A 20,612-nucleotide genomic window follows, 5' to 3' on the forward strand; every position below is an offset into this window, starting at 1 on the left:
TCGCGGGTTCGCGCCCCGTACGGGAGGCATCGTGGAGTGGTTCGCCGCTGAGAACTACGACGCCGGACGGATCGTCCTGCAACGAGGCGTCGCACTGATGTACCTGGTGGCGTTCGTGGCCGTGCTCCGCCAGTTCCGGCCGCTGCTCGGCGAGCACGGTCTGCTGCCCGTCCCCGGCTACCTGGATCGCGTCGGCAGCCGCGCCGGGCCCACGCTGTTCCGGTGGCGCTACTCCGACCGGTTGTTGACCGCCGTCGGGTGGCTCGGGGTGGCGCTTGCCGTGAGCCTCCTGGCCGGGCTGCCGCAGGAAGGCCCGCCGTGGCTGCCGCTGGCCGCGTTCCTGGTGATGTACGGGCTGTACCTGTCGGTCGCGAACGCCGGGCAGGTCTTCTTCGGGTTCGGCTGGGAGTCGCTGCTCCTTGAGGCCGGGTTCCTCGCCGCGTTCCTCGGTTCCGAGCAGGTCGCCCCGCCCATCCTGGTCCTGCTGCTCTTCCGCTGGTTGCTGTTCCGGGTCGAGTTCGGCGCCGGGATGATCAAGATGCGCGGCGATCCCGTCTGGCGGAACCTCACTGCGCTGTACTACCACCACGAGACCCAGCCCATGCCCGGCCCGCTGAGCTGGTTCTTCTACCACATGCCGCGGCCGCTGCACAAGGTCGAGGTCGCGGCCAACCACGTGGCGCAGCTGGTCGTGCCATTCCTGCTGTTTCTCCCGCAGCCGGTGGCCTCCGTGGCCGCCGCGATCGTGGTGCTGACCCAGCTCTGGCTGGTGCTCTCCGGCAACTTCGCCTGGCTGAACTGGCTGACGATGCTGCTGGCCTTCGCCGCCGTCGGGGACGACCAGCTCGCCGCACTGGTCCCCGCGCTCGGTCCCGCCCTCGCCGGTGGGCCGACGACGGCCGGGCCGCTCTGGTGGGTGGTGCTCGTCATCGTGGTCACGGTCGGCGTCGTCGTCCTCAGCTGGTGGCCGGCGAAGAACCTCGTCTCCGAGCACCAGGCGATGAACGCCTCGTACAACAAGTTCCACCTCGTCGGGTCCTACGGCGCGTTCGGGTCGATCACGCGGCGGCGCAGCGAGGTCGTCGTCGAGGGCACCGAGGACGAGGACCCGGCAACCGCCACGTGGCACGAGTACGTGTTCCGAGGCAAGCCCGGCCCGGTGGACCGCTGGCCGCGCCAGTACGCCCCCTACCACCTACGGCTGGACTGGGGCATGTGGTTCCTCGCGCTCGGCGCCCCGTCGCAGCACCGGTGGTTCACGGTGTTCCTGGTGCGCCTCCTCGAGGCCGACCTACGCACGCTGCGGCTCCTGGCCCGTGACCCGTTCGAGGGACGCCGCCCGCGCTGGGTGCGCGCTCGCGTGTTCCGGTACCGGTACACCACCGCCGATGAGCTGCGACGCACAAGGCACTGCTGGGTCCGGCACGAGGAGAGCGAGCTGGTGGCGCCGCACTCCCTCGAGGGCCTGCGCGGCGTGGCCTGAAGGACGGCGGTCGGGATGAAGGCGGTCTGAAGGCTCAGGCGCCGGGTTCCTGCGCGCCGCCGGCGACGAGGTCGGCGTACTGCGGGTGCTCGTCGATGTAGCGCGCCACGTACGAGCATGTCGGGACCACCTGCTGCCCGGCCCGGCGGGTCTCGTCGAGGGCGTGCCCGACGAGGTCGGCCGCCAGGCCGCGGCCCTGCAGATGGTCGGCGACCACCGTGTGGAAGAAGTGCCGCCGCTCGCCCTCGTCCACGAACTGGGTCAGGCCCACGGCCTCGCCGTCGAGGAGGATCTCGAACCGGTCTTCCCGGGTCCTGATGCTGGTGTCCATACCTGGCCGAACAGGGCGGGGCGGCGTGCCATTCCGAACGGGGAACTGACGGCGACCGGTTCGTGGCGGGTCGGTGAACCCTTGGTGTGCGCAGCGGGTGCTCCCGTCCGCGGTTGCTGCCACCGGCGATGATTGCTCCGTGGTCACCCGCGATGTCCACCGCAGCTACGGGTCGCACTCCGGCCCGTGGGCCGTCGGCCACCGTGGCGGGATGGGTCTGGCGCCCGAGAACACCCTCGCCGCCTTCGAGCGGGCCGCCGGTCTGGGGCTCACTTACCTGGAGACGGACGTGCGTGTCACGGCCGACGGCGTCCCGGTCGCCTTCCACGACCGCACCCTCGACCGGGTCACCGGTCTGCGTGGGCCGGTCGCCGCCCGCAGCTGGGCCGAGCTCTCGCGTGCCCGGGTGCACGGCGAACCGGTGCTGCGCCTGGACGATCTCTTCGCCGCCTTCCCGGACATGTGCGTCGCCCTCGACGTCAAGGAGGCACGAGCCGTCCGGCCCGTGGCCGAGGCGATCCGCCGCGCGGGTGCCGCCGGGCGCGTGTGCGTCGCGGGCGGCTGGGACGGGTGGCTCGCCGCCGTCCGGGAAGCGTGCGGACCCGGGCTGACGACGGCGCTCGGCTGGCGCTCGCTCACCGCGCTCGTCTCGGCGGCCTGCGCCGGGGTGCGGCCGCCGCGCGCGGTGGCCACCGGCGCGTTCGCCCACGTGGGCTGGACGTACGGGCGGCTGCCGGTCCTGCACGACCGGCGGGTCGCGGTCCGGCTGGTCGAGATGGCCGCCGACCTGGGAGTCGGTGTCGTGGCGTGGACGGTCGAAGACTCGGTCTCGATGCGCCGCCTGATCGACGACGGCGTGGCCGGCATCATCACGGACCGGCCCGACGTCCTGCGCGAGGTGCTGCTGGCCCGCAGCCTGTGGGTCCCCAGACGTCGCCCGTCGCTACGTCCCGCCGTCGGCGTCGCCCCAGATGCCGTGCAGCGCCGTCCAGTGGTCCGGACTCATCAGCGAGTAGGGCGTGACGTTGACGGCGACGTGCTCGCTCTGGGCCTCGGCGACTGACGACGCGAGGAGCTCCGGCGAGATGGCCGGGACGTCGCCGTCGGCCGTCGTCGGTGCCTGCTCGTCCCACAACCCGATGGAGACCGTGAGCCGGTCGTTGCTCAGCGGCATCTCGTCCAACGCCCCGGTGAGGTCCGCCAGGTCACCTGGCTCGCGTCCCCGCGTGCCGAGATAGGCCCACAGGACCAGCTCGTCGACGGCGGGCGCCAGCTCCGTGTAGTCGTGGCCGACGCCGGCCGGCCCCGCGGCGAGATCATCCCAGCTGACGTGCACGTCCGTAGCGAGCCGGATCTCCTGGCCTGCGCGCCGCTCGACCTCACCCAGCGCCGTGTGGGCGCGGCGCAGGAATCGGGCCAGCACGTCCGATCGCCAGGACGCCACCTCGGGCGAGTCCTCGGCAATGTCGCCGCCGGCGTCCCGCGGCCAGTCGGCTCGACCCGTCATCGTCCGGTACAGCGCGAGGTCCTCGGGACCGAAGGTCTCGTCGTCGAACGCCAGCTCCGAGAAGGCGATCTGGTCCGGCCGGTAGCGCTCGGCGACGGCGATCAGGTAGTCGATGTAGCGCTCACCGACCGGTCCGTGGAGCAGTGCCGTAGCAGACGGTACGTACTCGGCGCGGCGGCCCCGCGCGTCCTGACCGGCGAGCGACGGGTCGGCGGCGATCCAGCTCGGCACGAGGACATCGATCATGATGCTCACCTCGCGCGGGGAGCCGTCCGGCATCCGGCCGACGTGCTCGATCGCCGTGGCCAGGTGGTCCTCGCCGGGCTCCGCCGCCGCCTCGGGATGGGCGGCCCAGTCGAACGCCGTGAACTCGACCCGGCCGGCGGAGAGATGGACGCTGGTGATGCCGGCGGCGTCGAACCGCTCGGCGATCTGGTCCCAGTTCTGGTCGGTGCCGGCGACGTCCTCCAGGCCGAGACTGATCGATCGCCGCACGGCCGGCCGGGTGGCCGGTCGCAGCACTCCGTCGTCCGCGGCGGACTCCTCGGACGGCGCGGTCTCCTCGGACGGCGCGGGCCCGGTTGGCCGAGCAGGCTCGGCGAGCTTCTGAACTTTGCGCCCCTGCTCGTCGGCCCCACGCCCCGGCGTCGCGCTCCGGCCCGACACCTGCGAGCCCGAGACCGATGGCCCGTGCGGACCCGCCGGCGTGCAGGCGACCGCCCCCGCGGCCAGGGCGGCCACGGTGAGCGTCACGGCGAGTAGCCGCCGTTGCCGTCCTCCGCCGTACGGGTCGAGACCACCCCGGTCCGTTCCAGCTTGTTCCATCGGTTCTCGGCACCCCGCATCTCGAGCCAGAGGGCATGGAGCATGACCAGGCTCATCGCTGCGGAATATATCGGCCACAGAGGCAACGTCCAGACGTGCCGCAGGTCCTCGGGCGCCCGGTCGAGGGCGAGAGCGAGGAGCAGGAGGGCCAGGGAGAGCGGCAGACCGACGAACAGCACCGCCTGCCACGCGGTCACCGGCACGGTCGAGGTGTCCCCGAGGAGGGCGAGCGCGACCAGCGTGGCGGCGCCGAGCACCTGCAGCACCGGCACGACGATCTGCGACAGCACGTTGATGACCAGGTAGGGGCCGAAGACCCCGTACCGGGGATTGCCGATCATGTCGCGGTGCCGACCGACGGTCTGGATGAGCCCGCGGGACCACCGCACCCGCTGCTTCCACAGCCCGCGCACGGTGGAGGGCGACTCCGAGTGGACGAGGGCGCGGGGGGCGAACGCCACGCGGTAGCCGGCCCGGTAGACGCGCCAGGTGAGCTCGAGGTCCTCACCGATGGTGTCCTGGTCCAGGCCGCCGGTCTGCTCCAGGACGTCCCGCCGGAACGCCCCGGTGTTGCCGGAGACGATCGGCAGGCAGTGCAGCACGCTCATGGCGCGCCGCATCAACCCGGTGCCGAGATGGGCGATCACGGCGAGGAAGCGGGTCTGGACTCGGTCGAGGTTGACCGGGCGGTCGTCGCCGCAGACCGCGCCGACGCGTTCGTCGTCGAAGGCGCGGACCATCTCGGTGATGGTGTCGCGACCGAAGACACCGTCGGCGTCGACCAGCATGAAGACCTCGCCGCTGGAGTGGTCGAGCCCCCGGTTGAGGGCCGCACCCTTGCCGGCGTTGCGCTGCGTGAGGGCACGCACCGTCGGGAGCTCGTCCGCGAGCGCCTGCATCTTGGCGTAGGTGTCGTCGCTCGAGCCGTCGTCGACGCAGATGACCTCGTAGCGCGGGTAGCTGCTGCGGGCAATGGAGCGGATGCAGCTCTCGATGACGACGCCCTCGTTGTAGCCGGGGACGATGATGCTGACCAGCGGCGGCTCGGAGAAGATCGATCCGGCGTGCAGCGGTGTGTCGTCCGGCAGCCGGCGCGCGCGCAGCTCGAAGTAGAGCGCGAACGGCACGATCAGCAGTCGGGTGAACCCGACCAGGAGCACGGTCACCCCGAAGACCAGGGCGACCATGCCCAGTGCGTCCGTCACGGCAACCACTCGTGCAGGACCGCCTCGACCAGCTCCGGCGCGAGCGCCGAGCTGGCGCCGAACCTGCTGTTGACCTCGAGCACCACGGGCCTGCCGCCCGAGTCGAGGCGTACGTCCATGTCGATCGGTCCGGCGAGGCCCAGTGCTCGGACCGTCGCGGTGGCGACCTCGGCGACGTCGGCGGCCGCGCCGTCGGGCACGCGCACCGCCTCGCTCGCGTTGCCGACACGCCCCTGCTTCAGCTCGGTCTTCTCCAGCACGACGACGGTGACCTCGCCCGCGGCCGTGACGTACAGCTGCGGGCTGTACTCGGTGCCGGGCGCGAACTCCTGCACGATCGCGCCCGAACCGATCTCGGACCACTCGAGGTCCTCGACCTGCTCGACGAGGCGGACGCCCCGGCCCCCGCGGGACAGGCGCGGCTTGACGACCACGGGCCCGCCGCCCCAGGCGAGGGCGGCCTCGGTGCTCGCGATCTCCGTCGCTGCGACGAATCGGGGCACGGGCACGCCCGCGGCGTCCAGCGCCCACATCGTCAGGTACTTGTCCGCGGTGACGGCGGCCGCGTGCGGGGAGGAGACGACGACTGCGGACCTGTGCCGCCCGTCGGCGGGCTGTCGCACGCCGAGGAGCTCGGCGAGCACGGCCAGCTGGGGCAGCTCGTCCTGCACGGTGGGGATGACCAGGTCCGGCGCGTGCCGCTCGATGACCTCCCGCATGGCGCGGGCGTAGTCGAGGTCGTCCGCGCGCGGGACGATCTCGGTGGTCGGGAAGTGCGGGTCGTCCACCGCGGTGACGTCGACGCCGACCAGCTCGTTGTTGCCCAGGGCGGCCAGCTGGGCGCCCAGGGACCGTCCGGCGGGTCCGCCGACACCGGTGACGAGGATCTTGGTCGCCCCGGACGTCGTGGTTCTCGAGGCGAGCACCTGTCCTCCTTCGTGAGTAGCCAGCTGCAGTGTGCCACGTCTGGTCGCCGCAGGGGACCGATACGGACGCGGTCGTGACCGTAACCGAGGGGGCGCGCAGGCGGGCAGCCCGGTCCCGGGCAACGCGGTGCGCGCCTCCTCAGGTGCCCGCGCCGGAGTCGTCCCAGGCCTCGTCGACGACCTCCCAGTGGGCCGGCGACATCAACGAGTACGGAGTGACGTTCACGGCGACGATGTGGTGCGTCTGCGCGGCGGTCAACGAGGCTGCGAGGACCTCGGGCGAGATAGTGGCCTCCGTCTGCCGAGCCTCGGGCGTCTGCTCGTCCCACAGGCCGATCGAGATCGTGAATCGTTCGGCGTCGACGGGCATGTCGTCGAGCGCCGCCGCGAGCCGCTCGAGATCGCCGGGAGCACGACCCTGCGTGCCGAGGTAGGCCCAGAGGATGAGCTCGTCGACCGCGGACGCGAGCACCCCGTAGTCGTGCCCGACACTCGGCTTGCCGCCCAGGACGTCGTCCCAGCTGACCTGCACGTCCGTGACGAGCTGGATCTGCTGACCGGTGCGCTGCTCGACCTCCTCGAGGGCCGCGCGGGCGCGGCGCAGAAATCCGGCGAGGACCTCGGCCCGCCACGCTCCCACCTCGACGGCGTCCTCGTCGACGGTGCCGTCCGATCGGCGAGGCCAGTCCGACGCGCCGGTCATCGATCGGTACAGCGTGAGGTCCTCCTCCCCGAAGGTCTCGTCGTCGAACGCGAGCTCCGAGAAGGAGACCTGGTCGGGCTGGTAGCGCTCGGCGACGGCGACCAGGTACTCGATGTATCGCTCGCCGACCGCCCCCTCCAGGAGTGCTGACGCCGAGGGTGTGTACGTCGACCTGCGTCCGGACGTGTCGAGCCCGGCGATCGACGGGTCGTCGGCGATCCAGGCCGGCACGTAGGCGTCGATCACGATGCCGACCTCTCGGCACGTCCCGTCGGGCAGGGCCCCCACGTTGTCGAGCGCGCGTGCGAGGTGGTCCGTCCCCGGTTCGGCTGCCGCCTCGGGGTGAGCGTCCCAGTCGAAGGCGGTGAACTCCACCCGGCCGGCCGAGACGTGCACGGTGTTCACGCCGGCACCGTCCAGGCGAGCGGCGACCTCGTCCCAGTCCTGCTGCGGGTCCACGACGTCCTCGAGACCGAGGCTGACCGAGTGCCGGGCGGAGTGCCGGACGACCGGCTCCAGGCCCCGCCCGTCCGCTGCCCGCACGTCCTCTGCCCGCACGTCCCCTGGCGTGCACGCGACGGCGTGTGGCGGTTCGGGCGCGACTGCGGCGCAGCCGGCCGTTCCGAGCCCGATCACCACCAGCAGCAGAAGTGTCGTCGAGGGGCGGCGTCTGCAGCGTCTGCCCCCATCGGGACGATCCCGGCCCGTTCGGCCTCGTTCCATCAGTTCCCGGCTCCCCGAATCTCGAGCCGACCGGCCCGGAGCATCACGTGGTTCATCATCCCGGAGGGCCGCCTGCCATGTCTGTGCTTCTGTGCAGGGACCGTTGTCCTGCGCGTACCGCGCTCAGTCGCGCAGGACCTCCACGGCGAGACGGGCGGCGCGGCCGATGGCGCGGTCGGCCTCCGGCTGGATCTCGGCGGGGACCGTCGACTCGGTCAGTGCCGCCACGGCGATACGGCCGGTCGAGTCGCCCTCGACGACGCCGACGTCGTGCCGAGTGTGCAGGAAGGTGCCGGTCTTGCTGCTCACCCGGACGCTGTCCGAGGCGAGCTCCGCCGCGAGTCGGTGGCGCACCACCGAGGTACCGAGGAGCTGCCGGACCCGCGTGGTCGCCGCCGGGAGGGAGACGCGGTCGGTCCAGACGTCCTCGAGCAGACCCACGAGGCCGCGCGGGGTCCCGACGTTGCCGGAGTCGACGTCGAGCACGGGGAGGGTGTGGCCACCACCGGCCGTGGTGGCCGACGCCGCCATGCGCAGTGCGAGGCGCATGTCGTTGTCCGTCCAGCGCGCCACGGCATCGTAGAGGGCCCGCATCCGGTGGCGGACCACCAGGTCGTCGTAGCCCCAGGCGTGGAGCCGCTCCGTGACGCGTGCGGGCGGGACGAGGTCGAAGAGGACGTCTGCGGCCGCGTTGTCGCTGATCGCCATGGTCAGGTAGAGCAGGTCGGCCGCGGCGACCGTCGCCGGGCAGCTGAAGCGTGCGATTCCGGTCGGTCCTGGGGTCACCGTGTCCGGCGTGAGCGTGGCCGCCTGGGTGAGGTCCAGCTCACCGCGGGCCGCGAGGTCGCACACGACGAGGGCCTGCGGAAGCTTGACGACGGACGAGAGCGGGAGCGGCCGCTCCGCGTCGAACCCGAGTTCTTCCCCGGTGTCGATGTTGCGGGCCAGGAACGCACCACGCAGCCCGAGTGTGATCCACCGCTCGTGGATCTCCTGCGCCGTGCGAAGAGCCCCGGGCGAGAACCCGAGGATCTCAGCCATCCGCCGCATCCTGGGCCATCGCCGGAGGCGGCCGGTCCGCCGCGGGAGCTCCGAGGGCGCGCCCGAGGACGTCGACGATCTCCGGCAGCGCTTCGTCCAGGATCGGCCGGCTCGGGTGGTCCTTGGCGAGCCGGACGCGGTACCCGCGGACGATCGGGGGGACGATCTTGCGCCACTCGAGCCCGTGCCGGCGCGCCTCCTCGGTGTCGCAGACCAGCACGTCACCACGTTCGTGGACCGCGGTGAGGGCCTCGGCGGCGGGCGGCGCGGTGACGACCTGGTACGGAGCGAGGCCCGCCGCGTGCGCCGCCTGAGTGAGGCGGTCCCGTACGTGCGGCACGTCGTCCTCCACCTGCAGGAGGAGCCGTTGCGGCGGTCCCGGTGTCTCGTCCGAGTCGCGCAGCTGCTCGACGTGCAGGCGGCGGCTCCGCATGGTTCCCGGCACGGTCGCGCCGCCGAGCGGCACGTGGATCTGCGCACGGTCCGGGCTGACGGGCATCACGATCAGCTGTGCGACGCCTCGGGCAAGAAGCTGCTCGCGGGCGCCCGGCTCGGCGTCGTCGAGGACCACCGTGACGCCTCGTGCGGTGAGCATCCGCCGGAGCTCGGCGAGGGACCGCGGGTCTGCCTGCGGCGGCAGGGCGGCCCGGACGTCGTTCAGCACGTGACCGCGGGCGGTGTCCAGGAGGTGATCCGCACGCACCAGCAGATCACGCGCGGGCGGCAGCACGGCCGCGCCGAGCGGGGTGAGCGTGACGCCGCGTGGTCCGCGCTCGAGCAGCGGACCGCCCAGCGCACGCTCCAGCGCCGCGACCCGCCGGCTGAGGACGGGCTGGGGCGTCGCCGACCCGGCGGCGCCCGCGGTGAAGCTGCCCTCGTCGGCCACGGCGAGGTAGGCACGCAGATGCGTCAGGAGGTCCACGGCGCCCCAGTATGCACTTCGGGTATATCTCCATGTCTCATTCGTCTTCGACATGAGCACCCCGACGGCGGGAGACTCTGCCAGGTGACGATGTCTTCGCGGTCGTTGACCGGCCCCCGCACCATCCCCGCCCTCGCGGCCGCCGCGCTGGTCGTGTCCGGTCTCGCCGCGTGCAGCGGCGGGCCCGACGCCGACGAGCTCGCCGGGATCGCCGGCGAGCTCGCGGAAGGCCTCGAGACCGGTGAGCTGTCCCAGGTGCGCTGGAGCGGCGACGCGCCGCAGGACCTCAGTCGTCCGCTGGCCGGCATGGTGGATCTGTCCCGCGAGGTCACCGTCGTGGAGGTCGGCGACCCCCGCACCATCGCGGACAGCGACGACTTGCGGGTGGCCGATGTCGAGCTGGAATGGTCCTGGGACCTGGACGCGGACGGTAGTGCCGACTGGGTCTACACCCGCCCGGCGATGCTCGCGCGGGACGCGGACGGATTCTGGGGCGCCACCTACGACCCCAGCATGATCGCCGATGGCCTCGGTACCAGCGGCGAGCTGACCTTGACCCGGGTGCCCGCCGAGCGCGGTGAGGTGCTGGCGGGCGACGGCACCGCCGTCGTGACGCCGCGCCCGGTGCTGCGCATCGGGATCGACAAGACCCGGCTGCCCGACGACGCGCACGAGCGAGACGTGCGCGGCGTGGCCGAAGACGTCGCGAACCTCGCCGGGTGGGACGACCCGGACGGCTATGCCGACCAGGTCGTCGCCGCGGGGCCGAGGGCGTTCGTGGAGGCGATCGTCGTGCGCGAGGGCAGCGGCGTCGTCGACCTCGCGGCGCTGGAGGAGATCCCGGCCGGCGTGGCCCTGCCCGACGAGATGCCGCTCGCCCCGACGTCCGCGTGGGCGCGCCCCGTCCTCGGCCGGGTCGGGCAGGCAACCCGCGAGGTGATCGAGGCGTCCGGCGGCACGGTGCAGGCCGGGGATGAGGTCGGCCTGTCCGGTCTGCAGGAGCAGTACGACGACGTCCTGCGCGGCGGCTCCGGCCTGCGGGTGACGTCCGGGATCGGGCCGGACGCGGAGGTCGTCTTCGAGCGCGATCCCGAGCCCGGAGCAGATCTCTCGCTCACGCTCGACGCGGAGGTCCAGACCGCGGCCGAGCAGTCCCTGGAGTCCACGGAGTCACCGGCCGGCCTCGTCGCGATTCGCGCCTCGACCGGTGAGGTGCTGGCCGCCGCGAGCGGCCCCGGCAGTCAGGGCCTGAACACGGCGATGCTGGCCTCGCTCGCGCCGGGCTCGACGTTCAAGATGGTGACCGCGCTGGCGCTGCTGCGCGCCGGCGTCGGCCCGGAGGCGCAGGTCTCGTGCACGCCTGACGTCACCGTCGACGGGTACACGATCGGGAACTACCCGGGCTACCCGAGCGCCTGGATCGGAGACCTCACACTGACCGAAGCGCTCACCCAGTCGTGCAACAGCGCCCTGATCAACGCGCGCGGCGACGTCTCGTTCGATGCGCTGGTCGACGCCGCCCGGTCGCTCGGTCTCGGCCAGCAGCTGCCCGGCGCGTGGCCCGGGTTCACGGGATCGGTGCCCGAGGACGGCAGTGAGACAGGGTTGGCCTCCTCACTCATCGGGCAGGGCGAGGTCCTCGCGTCGCCGCTGGCGATGGCAACCGTCGCGGCGTCGATCGCCGCCGCCGAGACGGTCACACCGACCCTGGTCACCGGTCCCGAGCAGGTTGCGGACGCCCCCTCCGCCGTCGACGCCGCCCCGCTCACCGCGAAGGAGGCCGACGTGCTCGCCGACTACATGCGCGCCGTCGTCACCGACGGCACGGCGACCCTGCTGGCCGACGTGCCGGGCGAGCCGGTCCACGCCAAGACCGGCTCCGCGGAGGCCGGCGAGGGCGAGGACTTCCGGGTCGACTCCTGGATGATCGCGTACCAGGGGGACCTCGCCGTCGCCGCTCTGGTTCACGGTGGTGGGCACGGCGCCGGGGCGGCGGGCGACGTCGTCGAGGCGTTCCTGCGGGCCGCGGCAGGCGGCGGCGCCTGAGGGGCACCCGGCCACGCCGGGGCACCAGCTCGTCCGGCTGCCTCAGTCACCCCGGCGGTTCCGGGCGTCGTCCCAGACGAACTCCGGGGTCAGGTCGAGCAGCTCGGTGAGCCGCCGCAGACCCGTGTCGATGACCGCCTGGTCAGGCTGGCCGCGGCGCCACAGGAAGATCCGACCGCCCTCGTAGAGCAGGTTCGCGCCGCGCAGGTCCGGCCGCATGAGCCGCTCCATCATCTGCGGGTGAACGACGTCGTAGGTGGTCCGCCTGTCCTCGCCGCGCACCCGCCACGCGTCGTTGAAGGCATGGTGCTCGAGCTCGATGTCGTTGCCGAAGGTCCGCGTCAGGAAGTTCTCGGCGCTGAGCTCGATGTACGGCAGCCGCTCGGGCAGCTCGAGCGCCAGGACGTGGTGGTGGTACGTCCGGGTGCGGCGGTTCTTCCCGGACCCGGAGGTCACCTTGTACGTGTAGCGGAAGGACACGGCGGGGCGGTCGGCGTAGGTGCCCCAGACGGCTTCGGTGGCCGAGCGGGAATGGCCGGTGCCGAAGGGGCCACCTCGGAGCCCGCTTCCCAACCGAGGTGCGTCGTCCGCGTAGGACCACCCTCGGGCGTGCGCCCAGGCCCGCAGCCCGGCACGACGCTCCCGGGTCCGACGACGGGTGCGGACGGCCACCACGATCGCCACCGCGATCACCAGCAGAAGGATCACGAACGGAAAAAGACCCACGACCTCCACGTCTCAGGCGCCCCGCCCGCGCGCGTTGTCCCAGACGAAGCCCGGGATCAGCTCGACCACCTCACGGAGCGCCCGGAGGCCGGGGTCGATCGCGGAGACCTCGGGCTGTCCCTTGCGCCACAGGAAGATCCGGCCGCCCTCGAGGAGGAGGCTCGCGCCCTGCAGGTCCGCCCGCATGAGCCGCCGCATCATCAGCGGGTGGATGATGTCCGACGTCGTCCTGGGGTCCGCGCCGCGCACGTTCCACGCGTCATTGAACGCGGCGTCCTCGAAGTCGGTGTCGCGCCCGAACATCCCGGACAGGACACCTTCGGGCTTGAGCTCCAGGTCCGGCAGCGTGGCAGGCAGTGCCAGCGAGAGCACATGGTGATGGTAGGTGTGGGTGGTCGTCGTCTTGCCGTTGCTGGTGGTGACCAGGTACGTGTAGCGCGACGACATTGCCTGATGGCCGTCGTAGGAGCCCCACACACCCTCGGTGGTCTTCCGGGAGTGTCCCTTGTGGAAGGGGCCGCCCCGCAGCCCGTCGTGGGCGCCGGGGACCTCGTCCGCATAGGCCCAGCCGCGCTGTTGCGCCCAGCGGGCGAGCGCCGCGCGCCGTTCCCGTCTCTTCCTCGCCTGCCGGACCGCCACCAGGATCCCGACGAGGACCATCGCACCGATGAAGACGAACAAGAGCGTCATCACGCCCTCGTGGGCCATCGCTCCCCCTTTGTCGTCCCGCGGCCGACACCGGAGCCGAGGGTATCCCGCCCGCGTCCGGGCCCGGGAGGGACCGCCGTCGACGTCGGCTCCTCGGCTCTGGTCCCTGCCCGTGCGACAGCGTGGGCCCGGTCTCCTACGCTGCAGCGGTGGAGGTGGTGCTGGCGAGCGGACCGGACCGAGCGGTCCTGACCGTCCTTGCCGACGACGCGGCGCCGGCCGAGCCGGTGGACGTCACGGCCGAGCAGCTGCCGGGCCGCGTGGCCGACCTCGAGGCCCGCCACTCGCCGCGTTGGGTCTGGCCGGACACGGCGCGGGTGTACCCGCGCCTGCTCGCCGCGGGCGTACGGGTCGGCCGCTGCCACGACCTGCGCCTCGGCCGCGCCATCCTCGACCCCACCCACGCCGCGCAGCCGCACGAGGCCGCCCACGACGTGCACCAGCCGACCCTCCTCGACGAGCTGACCGCGCAGCTCGACCCGGTCGAGGCGGTCGCCGAGCACGCCCGGCAGCGAACCGCCGTGACAGCGGCACCGGAACCCGGGAGGCTGCGGCTCCTGCTCGCGGCCGAGTCGGCCGGCGCCCTCACCGCGGCCGAGATGAGCCACGACGGACTCCCGTGGGACCGCAACGAGCACGACCGCATCCTGACCGGCCTGCTCGGGCCGCGCCCGCAGCCCGGCCGCCGCCCCGCCGTGCTGGAGGACCTCGCCCGTCAGATCCGCCACCACCTGGCTGCGGCATCGCTCAATCCCGATTCGCCCGCCGAGCTGCTCCGGGCGCTCAACGCCGCCGGTGTCGAGGTCCGCACCACACGCAAGTGGGAGCTCGCGCAGATCGAGCACCCGGCAGTCGCCCCGCTGCTGGAGTACAAGAAGCTGGCACGGTTGCTCAGCGCCAACGGCTGGGCGTGGCTGGACGAGTGGGTCCGCCCGGTGGCCGGTGAGCAGGGCCGTTTCCACCCCGAGTATGTCGTCGGTGGCGTGGTCACCGGCCGGTGGGCGACCAGCGGCGGCGGCGCCCTGCAGCTGCCCAAGCAGGTCCGCGGCGCGGTCGTCGCCGACCCGGGCTGGCGGCTCGTCGTCGCCGATGCCGCCCAGCTGGAACCACGGGTGCTGGCGGCGATGGCCGGCGACGAGCGCATGGCCGAGGCGGCCCGTGGCGCCGACCTCTACCAGGGCCTGGTCGACCAGGGCATCGTCGACACCCGCGCCCACGCCAAGGTCGCCATGCTCGGCGCGCTGTACGGGGCCACCTCGGGCGAGGCCGGCCGGCTCATGCCGCGGCTGCTGCGTGCCTACCCACGCGCCACCGGCGTCGTCGAGGACGCCGCCCGGGCCGGTGAGCGCGGCGAGACGGTCCGCACCTGGCTGGGCCGGACCTCACCCGAACCGCCGCTGTCCTGGCGCGACGCGCAGCACCGCGCGAGCGCCGAGGACGCCGGTGCCGACGAGGTCCGCCGGGCACGGCAGCTGGTCCGCGACTGGGGGCGGTTCACCCGCAACTTCGTCGTCCAGGGCACGGCCGCCGAGTGGGCGCTGTGCTGGATGGCGGATCTGCGTGGCCGGTTGCGGGCGCTGGGCGGCTCCGGAACCTGGCCCGGGCCGGCCGGGCCGGCCGGGCCGATCGGGCCGATCGGGCCGCACCTGGTCTTCTTCCTGCACGACGAGGTCGTCGTGCACACACCCGAGGAGCTGGCGGACGACGTCGCGACGGCGGTCCAGGAGGCGGCCGTCGGTGCCGGCCGGTTGCTGTTCGGCACGTTCCCGGCCGAGTTCCCCCTAGATGTCGCGGTGGTGCGCAGCTACGCCGAGGTCGGGTAAGCGGCGAGCCACTCGTCGGCGAGCGCGGCCATCATGATCGCGTCGACCCACGTGTCGTCGAACCGCAGGGCCTGCCTGGCGACACCCTCGACGACGAACCCCGCCTTCTCGTACGCGCGGCGGGCCCGCGGGTTGAACGCATAGACCTCCAGCGACACCCGGTGCAGGGCGAGGGCGCGGAACGCGTGCCCGAGCGTCATTCGGACCGCCTCGGTACCGAGGCCGCGATCCCGACCGCGTGGTCCGACGAGAATCCGGAAGTTGCAGCTCTCGTTGGACTCGTCCCAGTCGTTCAGCACCGCCTCGCCGACGCAGCTGCCGGTGCCGTTGTCGACGACGGCGAGGTCGAGCCGGTCGGTCTGCTCGTTGCGGGTGAGGTACCACTGCCGCGTGCGCTCGTCCAGGGCGGGGTCGACGGCCGTCAGCTCCGACGTGGTGTGGGCCGAGCCCGTCAGGCGTAGCACCTCGGGGTCGGCGAGCACCTCCCCCATGGCATGGAGGTCCGCCGGCCGGAACGGGCGCAGTGTGAGGCGTTCACCGACGAGTGTCGGTTTCGTGGTGAAGTCCGGCATCGGGCGATCATGTCAGCGCAGCCAGCCGTCCACGTAGCGAAATTCCACGGTGACTGGATGTTCTAGCCAAGCCTGACCGTGCAGGGCCTCGCGGCGCATGAGGACAGTTCCACGTGCGAATGGTGGCGGGTGGATCCGTCCCCATGGGCTACACCTCCTCCCTCTCACCGAGAGCTTGCCTATGACAGTGATTCACTGATGGATCTGGTGAGGTTTCAACGGTGCTTGTGCAGCTGCTCAGCGGCGCGTCGCCGAGCCCGCCACGTGCGCGATCGCGCCTCCCCAGGCGCACTGTCCGTGCCGATGCACCGGAATGGGTGAACAAGTTCGCGGGCAAGGAGCTTGCCGCGCTACGTAGCTCGGACCTCACGCCGCATGAGGCGACCGTCCTGATGGTCCTCTGCGATTCAGCTCGGGCCGCATGTCGATGTTGCCAAGGGAGTCCGCATGCTTGTTCGTCCCAGAGGTGCCCTCAAGGCTCGTGCCGGCGGCCCCCCGTCAAGCGTCTTCATCGGTGGGCCCCGCCGGGCTGTCCCCCGGATCTGGAAGGCCGGCGCTAGCTCACCCGTGTCCGTCAGGCGCCCCGCTGAAGGTCGGCCACCTGCTCGTGTGCGGTGAATCCGGCCGCGACGTAGGTGGAGACGGCCCCTATGTTGGAGCTCTCGGTGCACACGATGGCGCTGGACGATCCCATCTCCCGCAACGCGGACGCGGCAGCCACCGAGATGGCCACGCCGTAGCCGTGTCGCCGATGGTCTCGATGCACTCCCATGGGCTCCAGGAGCCCGGGTCGACCTGGCTCAGCCGACCACACCGTTGTGACGGCGACGGCGTTGTCGTGTCGGTCGAACGCGGCCAAGCTGCGTGCCCGGTGGTAGAACGGACCCTCGGCCATGGTCAGCCACCGTTCGCGGAAGAATAGTCGTTCCTTTTCGCCGAACGGCGTGCCCTTGAACGCTGACCAATGGACGGCCACCCAAGGGTCGACGCGGTCCGGCCCGATGGTCTCGATGCGCACGCCGGCTTCCTCCACCCGGTCTTCCTCGACCGGGCCTGAAAGGTCGCGACGGAACGGCGTCCAGGGCTCATCGGGCTGCCACCCTTCCTCCGACAGCAACTGCGAGAAGCGCTCGGCACCGCGCGCTTCGACGATGGCGTTTCCAACATCCAAGACTCCACGCTGCGGGTCGTTGACGTCGGCGACGAGTTGCCGAGAGAGCTCGTCGTCGTCGCGTAGATCAGGATCAACAGCCATGCGCAGCAGTCCATCGGGGCCATCCAGCAGTCCCAGTGCGAGGATCTTCCCCTCGCGTGACCAGACCCGCAGCGAAGCGGCCGTCTTGCCCGCGCATTTCAAGGAATGCCAGCCCAGATCGCCGGGGTGCAGATGAAGTGGGGCCCCGTCGTATTGCCAACTGCTGAGGACTCCGGCCACGTAGGCGAGATCCTGAACATCTGGCGTGCTCATCACAATGCTCACGGATCGATCCAACACCAGCCGCGGTCGCCTGTGCAGTCGCATATTGTCAGTGCCGCATTCATCGGCCTAATTGCTACCGCCTCGACACGGGAGCGTCTCCGAGCGTCCGCACATGCCGCTGTCCGCCCATATGGCCCGGTAGGGGTGGTCAAGCGGGACAGGTGTGCTCGGCGATCGACGGGAACGCCAACACCACCAGCTACGGCTACACCGCGGGTAACCTGACGAGCGTGACCCCGCCCGCACCGCTAGGGCCGACCACCTACGACAACGACGCCGTGGGTGGCCTCGTCGAGGTCACCGACGGCAACGGTGACACCACGACGTATGAGTACGACGCGGCCGACCGGGTCACCAGGACCACCGTCAACGGCGTCACCGCCACCATCCGGCTCTACCGCGATGATGGGACGGTGCGTTACGAGCGGGACGAGGAGACCGGGACGGCGATCAGCTACGGCTACAACGTCCTGCTCGGCAAGCCGATCTGGCAGACCACCAACTCCCCGCTCGACCTGGGGATCGAGACAACGGTGAACCTGACCTACGACCCGAACGGCAACCTCCGGATCGTGAAGGGCGCGTACGCCTCTGGACCGTATGAGTACCGCTACGACGCCGCGAACCAGCTCATCAAGGCCGGCCCGCAAGGCGGCTGCCCAAGCGACTGCGTGTCCTTCACCTACGACGACAACGGCAACGAGACCTCCCGTCTCTTCCCCGGTGGGGGCCGGCAAGACACCGACCGGGACGCCTCCGTGCGCCCGACCCGGATCACCGCCACCGACGTCAACGGGGCCGTCCGGGCAGATGTCGGGTACACCCAGGCCGGGGACGACCGGACCGTGCTGCAGACCCGGACCAGTCACCGTGAGGGCGGCATCCCGCACGAAACCGCGACCTACGGTGACCGCCTCCAGGTCACCGCCAACGGCCCGACCGGTTACACCACCTTCGGGCACGGCAACACCCGCCAGCTCACCGCCGGCACCACGAACTACCTGCACACCGACCAAGGCCTGGTCCGCAAGGCCACCGGCACCGCCACCGACTACATCCGCGACGCCAACGGCAGCGCGATCTACAACCAACGCCTGGTTCCGAGCTATTGCGTCACCGACCACCTCGGCTCGGTCCTCGGCTCCTTCAACGACAACGGCACCTGGCAGGGCGGCTACTCCTACTCGCCCTACGGCGAACGCCGATCCACCGGAACAACCTTCCCCATCGCCTCGAACAACCTGCGCTTCGCCGGCGGCTACGAAGAAAGCCCCAACTTGTACAAGCTCGGCGCCCGCTACTACGACGCCACCCTCGGACGCTTCACCCAGGCCGACCCCACCGGCCAGGAGCCCAACCCCTACACCTACGCAGCCGCCAACCCCTGCAACAACACCGACCCCACCGGAACTGCCACATGTGCTGGCGCTGTATTCCAAGCTGTCCTAAGCGCCGCAGGACTCGCTTTTGCAACAATGAGTCTAGTCACTCTCACAGCAGCGACCGGAGGCTGGGCTCTCGTCGGCATCCTTGCTGGTTTTGAGATAGCGATTCTCTCCGCCCCGTTTTCAGTCCGCAACCTGATTGAGAGCTGTTGATGCACAAGCGTCTAACCACATTGCCGCGATGGTTGCTGATCGTGCTGGTGGGCGCGTGTGCACTAGTGCTGGGCTCCGTCGCCGTCCTTGTCATCGAGGGTGGGCCCAGCATCTTATTAATTTTGCTCGGCGTGTCTGTGACTATTTCGCTCATCCTGTTTTCCGTCGATCTCGCGAGAGCGATTCAGAATGGCGACAAATGAGAGCGCCTGCAACACCTCCGCGCCGCCTACCGAGCCCGCTATCTGTGCTTTACGTCGACCACGGGCTGACCGGCGCGGATCGTGCTCGACCGGGACTGCGTGAAGAACTGGCCGCCTGCCGGGCCGGGGACACGCTCGGTCACCAAGCTCGATCGTCTCGCCCGGTCGCTACCGGACGCCCGAGACATCGCGGACGAGCTCACCCGCAAGGGCGTCACCCTTACCCTCGGTGGGAGCCTGTACGGCCCGACCCGGTCGGCCGGCTGCTGTTCAACGTCCTCGGCATGGTCGCCGAGTTCGGGGCCGACCTCATCCGCATGCGTAACCGCGAGGACGTGGCGGTCGCCAAAGCGAAGGGCCGGCTGCGCGGCAAGCAGCCCAAGCTTTCGAAGTCACAGGAGGCGCACCTGGTAACCCGCACCGCGCGGGTAGCCACGCCACCGCCGAAATCGCCAGCAGACGCATCATGTCGAGCATGACCTCAACTGCGTCGGCGGCAGGGGCGTTCGGAGGCGGATCGTCACCTGCCCTGACGGCTGCACGCTGCTTGGGTCCGCGATCACGACAACTCCGCCTAGCGCTGGTAGGCGAGGCGGTGCAGGAGCGGTCTCCTGGTAGCGCACCAGGAGACCGCTCCTACCCGTGACGAACGTCGAATCAGGTGTGCCGACGCCTGATCGCCATCACCGCGCCGCCGAGGGACAACAGTACCGCCGCCACTGCGAGCAGGCCGATCATCGCGGGCGCACCGGTCAGCGGTAGCTCACCGTCGCCGTCGAGCACTTCGATGGCGACCTCGGCGAGCAGGCTGCCGTCGGCTGCCCGGGCCTGGAGTCGGTGCGTTCCTGCAGTGAGATCCTCCGGGATGATCACGGTCGCTTCGGCCGTGCCATCGACGACCGCCATGGTCGTGAGCGTGCGGTTCTCGTTGGTGAGGCCGATCTTCACCTGCGTTCCGGGCGCATCAGTGACCCTCACCTCGACAGGGTCACCCGGCCGCACGGTCGCGTCGTCGACGGTGATCTCGGTGCTACGGTCCGACTCGGATGGCGGCTCGGTCGGCTCCGGCTCGGTCGGCTCCGGGTCGGTCGGCTCCGGGTCCGGCGTTGGCTCGGGCGTGGGTTCCGGTGCCGGCATCGTCTCGAGACCGTTGATCGCAGCCTCGAGCGCCGCCAAGGCGTCATCGACCTGAGCCTGGTCCTTGGCGGCGGCGAGGGCTTCCTCGGCCCGCGGGAGAGCATTCCGGAGCTCTGCGACCGATTGCTCGGTGTAGGCGTCCAGCTCGATGGCCTTCGCCTCATCCACCTTCGCTGCCAACGCGGTGGTGTCCGGCTCGGCGCCCTCATCAAGGCACTCGGCGTAGGTGTCCGCGTCCGGACTGAATCGGAACCAGTCGAAGGTTGCCTCGATCTCGGGAGTCGACTCGCTGCCGCGGAAGGCGAACGGGCCGATGTGCGTGAATCCGGCCTCGGCCACGGAGATGTCCCTGCCGTAGCGTTCGAACGTCTCGCCGTCGTAGGAGACGCTGGCGCGAATGTCCTCGCCGTCACTGGTCAGGCGCAACCATGCCTCGTCCTGATAGACCTCAGGCGGATACTGATCGAGCCGGTTCTCGCCGTCACGGTGATAGACGAGTTCGATCCGGTGACCCGGTGTGGCGCGCCCGATGTTGAACTTCGCGTAGTGCGTGTCCGTGTTGTACAGGAGCAGGCCGCCCTGCTGGAACTTCTGTTCCGGATCTATCGTCAGCTTGGTGGTGACCTGCCACGGGCCCTCCGGCAGTTCCTGCT

The 20,612-nt window shown here is 71.1% G+C and carries 18 protein-coding genes and 1 pseudogene; 7 read left to right on the top strand and 12 right to left on the bottom strand.

What is annotated here, in order from left to right; translation table 11 throughout:
* Positions 1-31: 31 nt before the first annotated feature.
* Entirely contained in the window at positions 32-1,483 is a 1,452-nt protein-coding gene (locus tag ABD907_RS05135; protein ID WP_345215381.1) for a lipase maturation factor family protein, read from the top strand.
* Between the two features lie 34 nt (positions 1,484-1,517).
* On the opposite strand, the gene ABD907_RS05140 is transcribed toward ABD907_RS05135, so the two are convergent.
* Positions 1,518-1,814, bottom strand: a complete 297-nt coding sequence (locus ABD907_RS05140) for a GNAT family N-acetyltransferase (protein ID WP_345215382.1) — start codon at positions 1,812-1,814, stop codon at positions 1,518-1,520.
* 139 nt (positions 1,815-1,953) lie between these two features.
* Here ABD907_RS05140 and ABD907_RS05145 point away from each other — a divergent pair, with 139 nt between their 5' ends.
* Entirely contained in the window at positions 1,954-2,877 is a 924-nt protein-coding gene (locus tag ABD907_RS05145; RefSeq protein WP_345215383.1) for a glycerophosphodiester phosphodiesterase family protein, read from the top strand.
* On the opposite strand, the gene ABD907_RS05150 is transcribed toward ABD907_RS05145, so the two are convergent.
* From ABD907_RS05150 to ABD907_RS05175, 6 genes are all read right to left on the bottom strand, one after another.
* Positions 2,758-4,074 (bottom strand): glycoside hydrolase family 18 protein, encoded by a 1,317-nt coding sequence (locus tag ABD907_RS05150; RefSeq protein WP_345215384.1) that lies wholly within the window; start codon positions 4,072-4,074, stop codon positions 2,758-2,760. The two genes, ABD907_RS05145 and ABD907_RS05150, sit on opposite strands and share 120 nt — an antisense overlap.
* Positions 4,071-5,351, bottom strand: coding sequence for a glycosyltransferase family 2 protein (locus ABD907_RS05155; protein WP_345215385.1), 1,281 nt, complete (start codon positions 5,349-5,351; stop codon positions 4,071-4,073). The genes ABD907_RS05150 and ABD907_RS05155 overlap by 4 nt, the downstream gene beginning before the upstream one ends.
* Positions 5,348-6,277 carry an ATP-grasp domain-containing protein gene (locus ABD907_RS05160; protein WP_345215386.1) on the bottom strand — a complete coding sequence of 310 codons (930 nt, stop codon included), beginning with the start codon at positions 6,275-6,277 and terminating at the stop codon, positions 5,348-5,350. The genes ABD907_RS05155 and ABD907_RS05160 overlap by 4 nt, the downstream gene beginning before the upstream one ends.
* 139 nt (positions 6,278-6,416) lie before the next feature.
* On the bottom strand, positions 6,417-7,538 hold the full coding sequence (locus tag ABD907_RS05165) for a hypothetical protein (RefSeq protein ID WP_345215387.1): 1,122 nt from the start codon (positions 7,536-7,538) through the stop codon (positions 6,417-6,419).
* Positions 7,539-7,826: 288 nt separating this feature from the next.
* Complete coding sequence (locus ABD907_RS05170; protein ID WP_345215388.1) at positions 7,827-8,744, bottom strand: serine hydrolase; 918 nt, start codon at positions 8,742-8,744, stop codon at positions 7,827-7,829.
* The gene (locus tag ABD907_RS05175) at positions 8,737-9,666 is read right to left on the bottom strand and encodes a LysR family transcriptional regulator (protein ID WP_345215389.1); all 930 of its coding nucleotides are present in this window, start codon (positions 9,664-9,666) and stop codon (positions 8,737-8,739) included. The genes ABD907_RS05170 and ABD907_RS05175 overlap by 8 nt, the downstream gene beginning before the upstream one ends.
* Before the next feature lie 90 nt (positions 9,667-9,756).
* Between ABD907_RS05175 and ABD907_RS05180 the strand changes: the two genes are divergently transcribed.
* Positions 9,757-11,712, top strand: coding sequence for a penicillin-binding transpeptidase domain-containing protein (locus ABD907_RS05180; RefSeq protein WP_345215452.1), 1,956 nt, complete (start codon positions 9,757-9,759; stop codon positions 11,710-11,712).
* Positions 11,713-11,754: 42 nt separating this feature from the next.
* Here the strand turns inward: ABD907_RS05180 and ABD907_RS05185 are convergent, their stop codons facing one another.
* Both ABD907_RS05185 and ABD907_RS05190 read right to left on the bottom strand, forming a co-directional pair.
* The gene (locus ABD907_RS05185) at positions 11,755-12,420 is read right to left on the bottom strand and encodes a hypothetical protein (RefSeq protein WP_345215390.1); all 666 of its coding nucleotides are present in this window, start codon (positions 12,418-12,420) and stop codon (positions 11,755-11,757) included.
* Between the two features lie 30 nt (positions 12,421-12,450).
* The gene (locus ABD907_RS05190; protein WP_345215391.1) at positions 12,451-13,128 is read right to left on the bottom strand and encodes a hypothetical protein; all 678 of its coding nucleotides are present in this window, start codon (positions 13,126-13,128) and stop codon (positions 12,451-12,453) included.
* A gap of 167 nt (positions 13,129-13,295) precedes the next feature.
* On the opposite strand from ABD907_RS05190, the gene ABD907_RS05195 reads away from it, so the two are divergent.
* On the top strand, positions 13,296-14,969 hold the full coding sequence (locus ABD907_RS05195) for a bifunctional 3'-5' exonuclease/DNA polymerase (protein ID WP_345215392.1): 1,674 nt from the start codon (positions 13,296-13,298) through the stop codon (positions 14,967-14,969).
* Here ABD907_RS05195 and ABD907_RS05200 read toward each other — a convergent pair.
* Together ABD907_RS05200 and ABD907_RS05205 are read right to left on the bottom strand one after the other, a co-directional pair.
* On the bottom strand, positions 14,951-15,541 hold the full coding sequence (locus ABD907_RS05200; RefSeq protein WP_345215393.1) for a GNAT family N-acetyltransferase: 591 nt from the start codon (positions 15,539-15,541) through the stop codon (positions 14,951-14,953). The genes ABD907_RS05195 and ABD907_RS05200 overlap by 19 nt on opposite strands.
* Positions 15,542-16,115: 574 nt before the next feature.
* Entirely contained in the window at positions 16,116-17,021 is a 906-nt protein-coding gene (locus ABD907_RS05205; RefSeq protein WP_345215394.1) for a GNAT family N-acetyltransferase, read from the bottom strand.
* A 230-nt stretch (positions 17,022-17,251) separates the two neighbouring features.
* Between ABD907_RS05205 and ABD907_RS05210 the strand changes: the two genes are divergently transcribed.
* The 3 genes and pseudogenes from ABD907_RS05210 to ABD907_RS05220 all read left to right on the top strand — a co-directional run.
* A complete protein-coding gene (locus ABD907_RS05210) occupies positions 17,252-18,619 on the top strand; it encodes an RHS repeat-associated core domain-containing protein (protein WP_345215395.1) in 1,368 nt (455 codons plus the stop codon).
* A 32-nt stretch (positions 18,620-18,651) separates the two neighbouring features.
* Positions 18,652-18,822, top strand: a complete 171-nt coding sequence (locus ABD907_RS05215) for a hypothetical protein (protein ID WP_345215396.1) — start codon at positions 18,652-18,654, stop codon at positions 18,820-18,822.
* A 47-nt stretch (positions 18,823-18,869) separates the two neighbouring features.
* Positions 18,870-19,276: pseudogene (locus ABD907_RS05220) on the top strand (recombinase family protein); the annotation flags it as partial.
* A gap of 203 nt (positions 19,277-19,479) precedes the next feature.
* Here ABD907_RS05220 and ABD907_RS05225 read toward each other — a convergent pair.
* On the bottom strand, positions 19,480-20,612 hold a 1,133-nt coding region (locus tag ABD907_RS05225), incomplete at its 5' end, for a beta-xylosidase family glycoside hydrolase (protein WP_345215397.1).

The organism is Georgenia halophila (assembly GCF_039541595.1).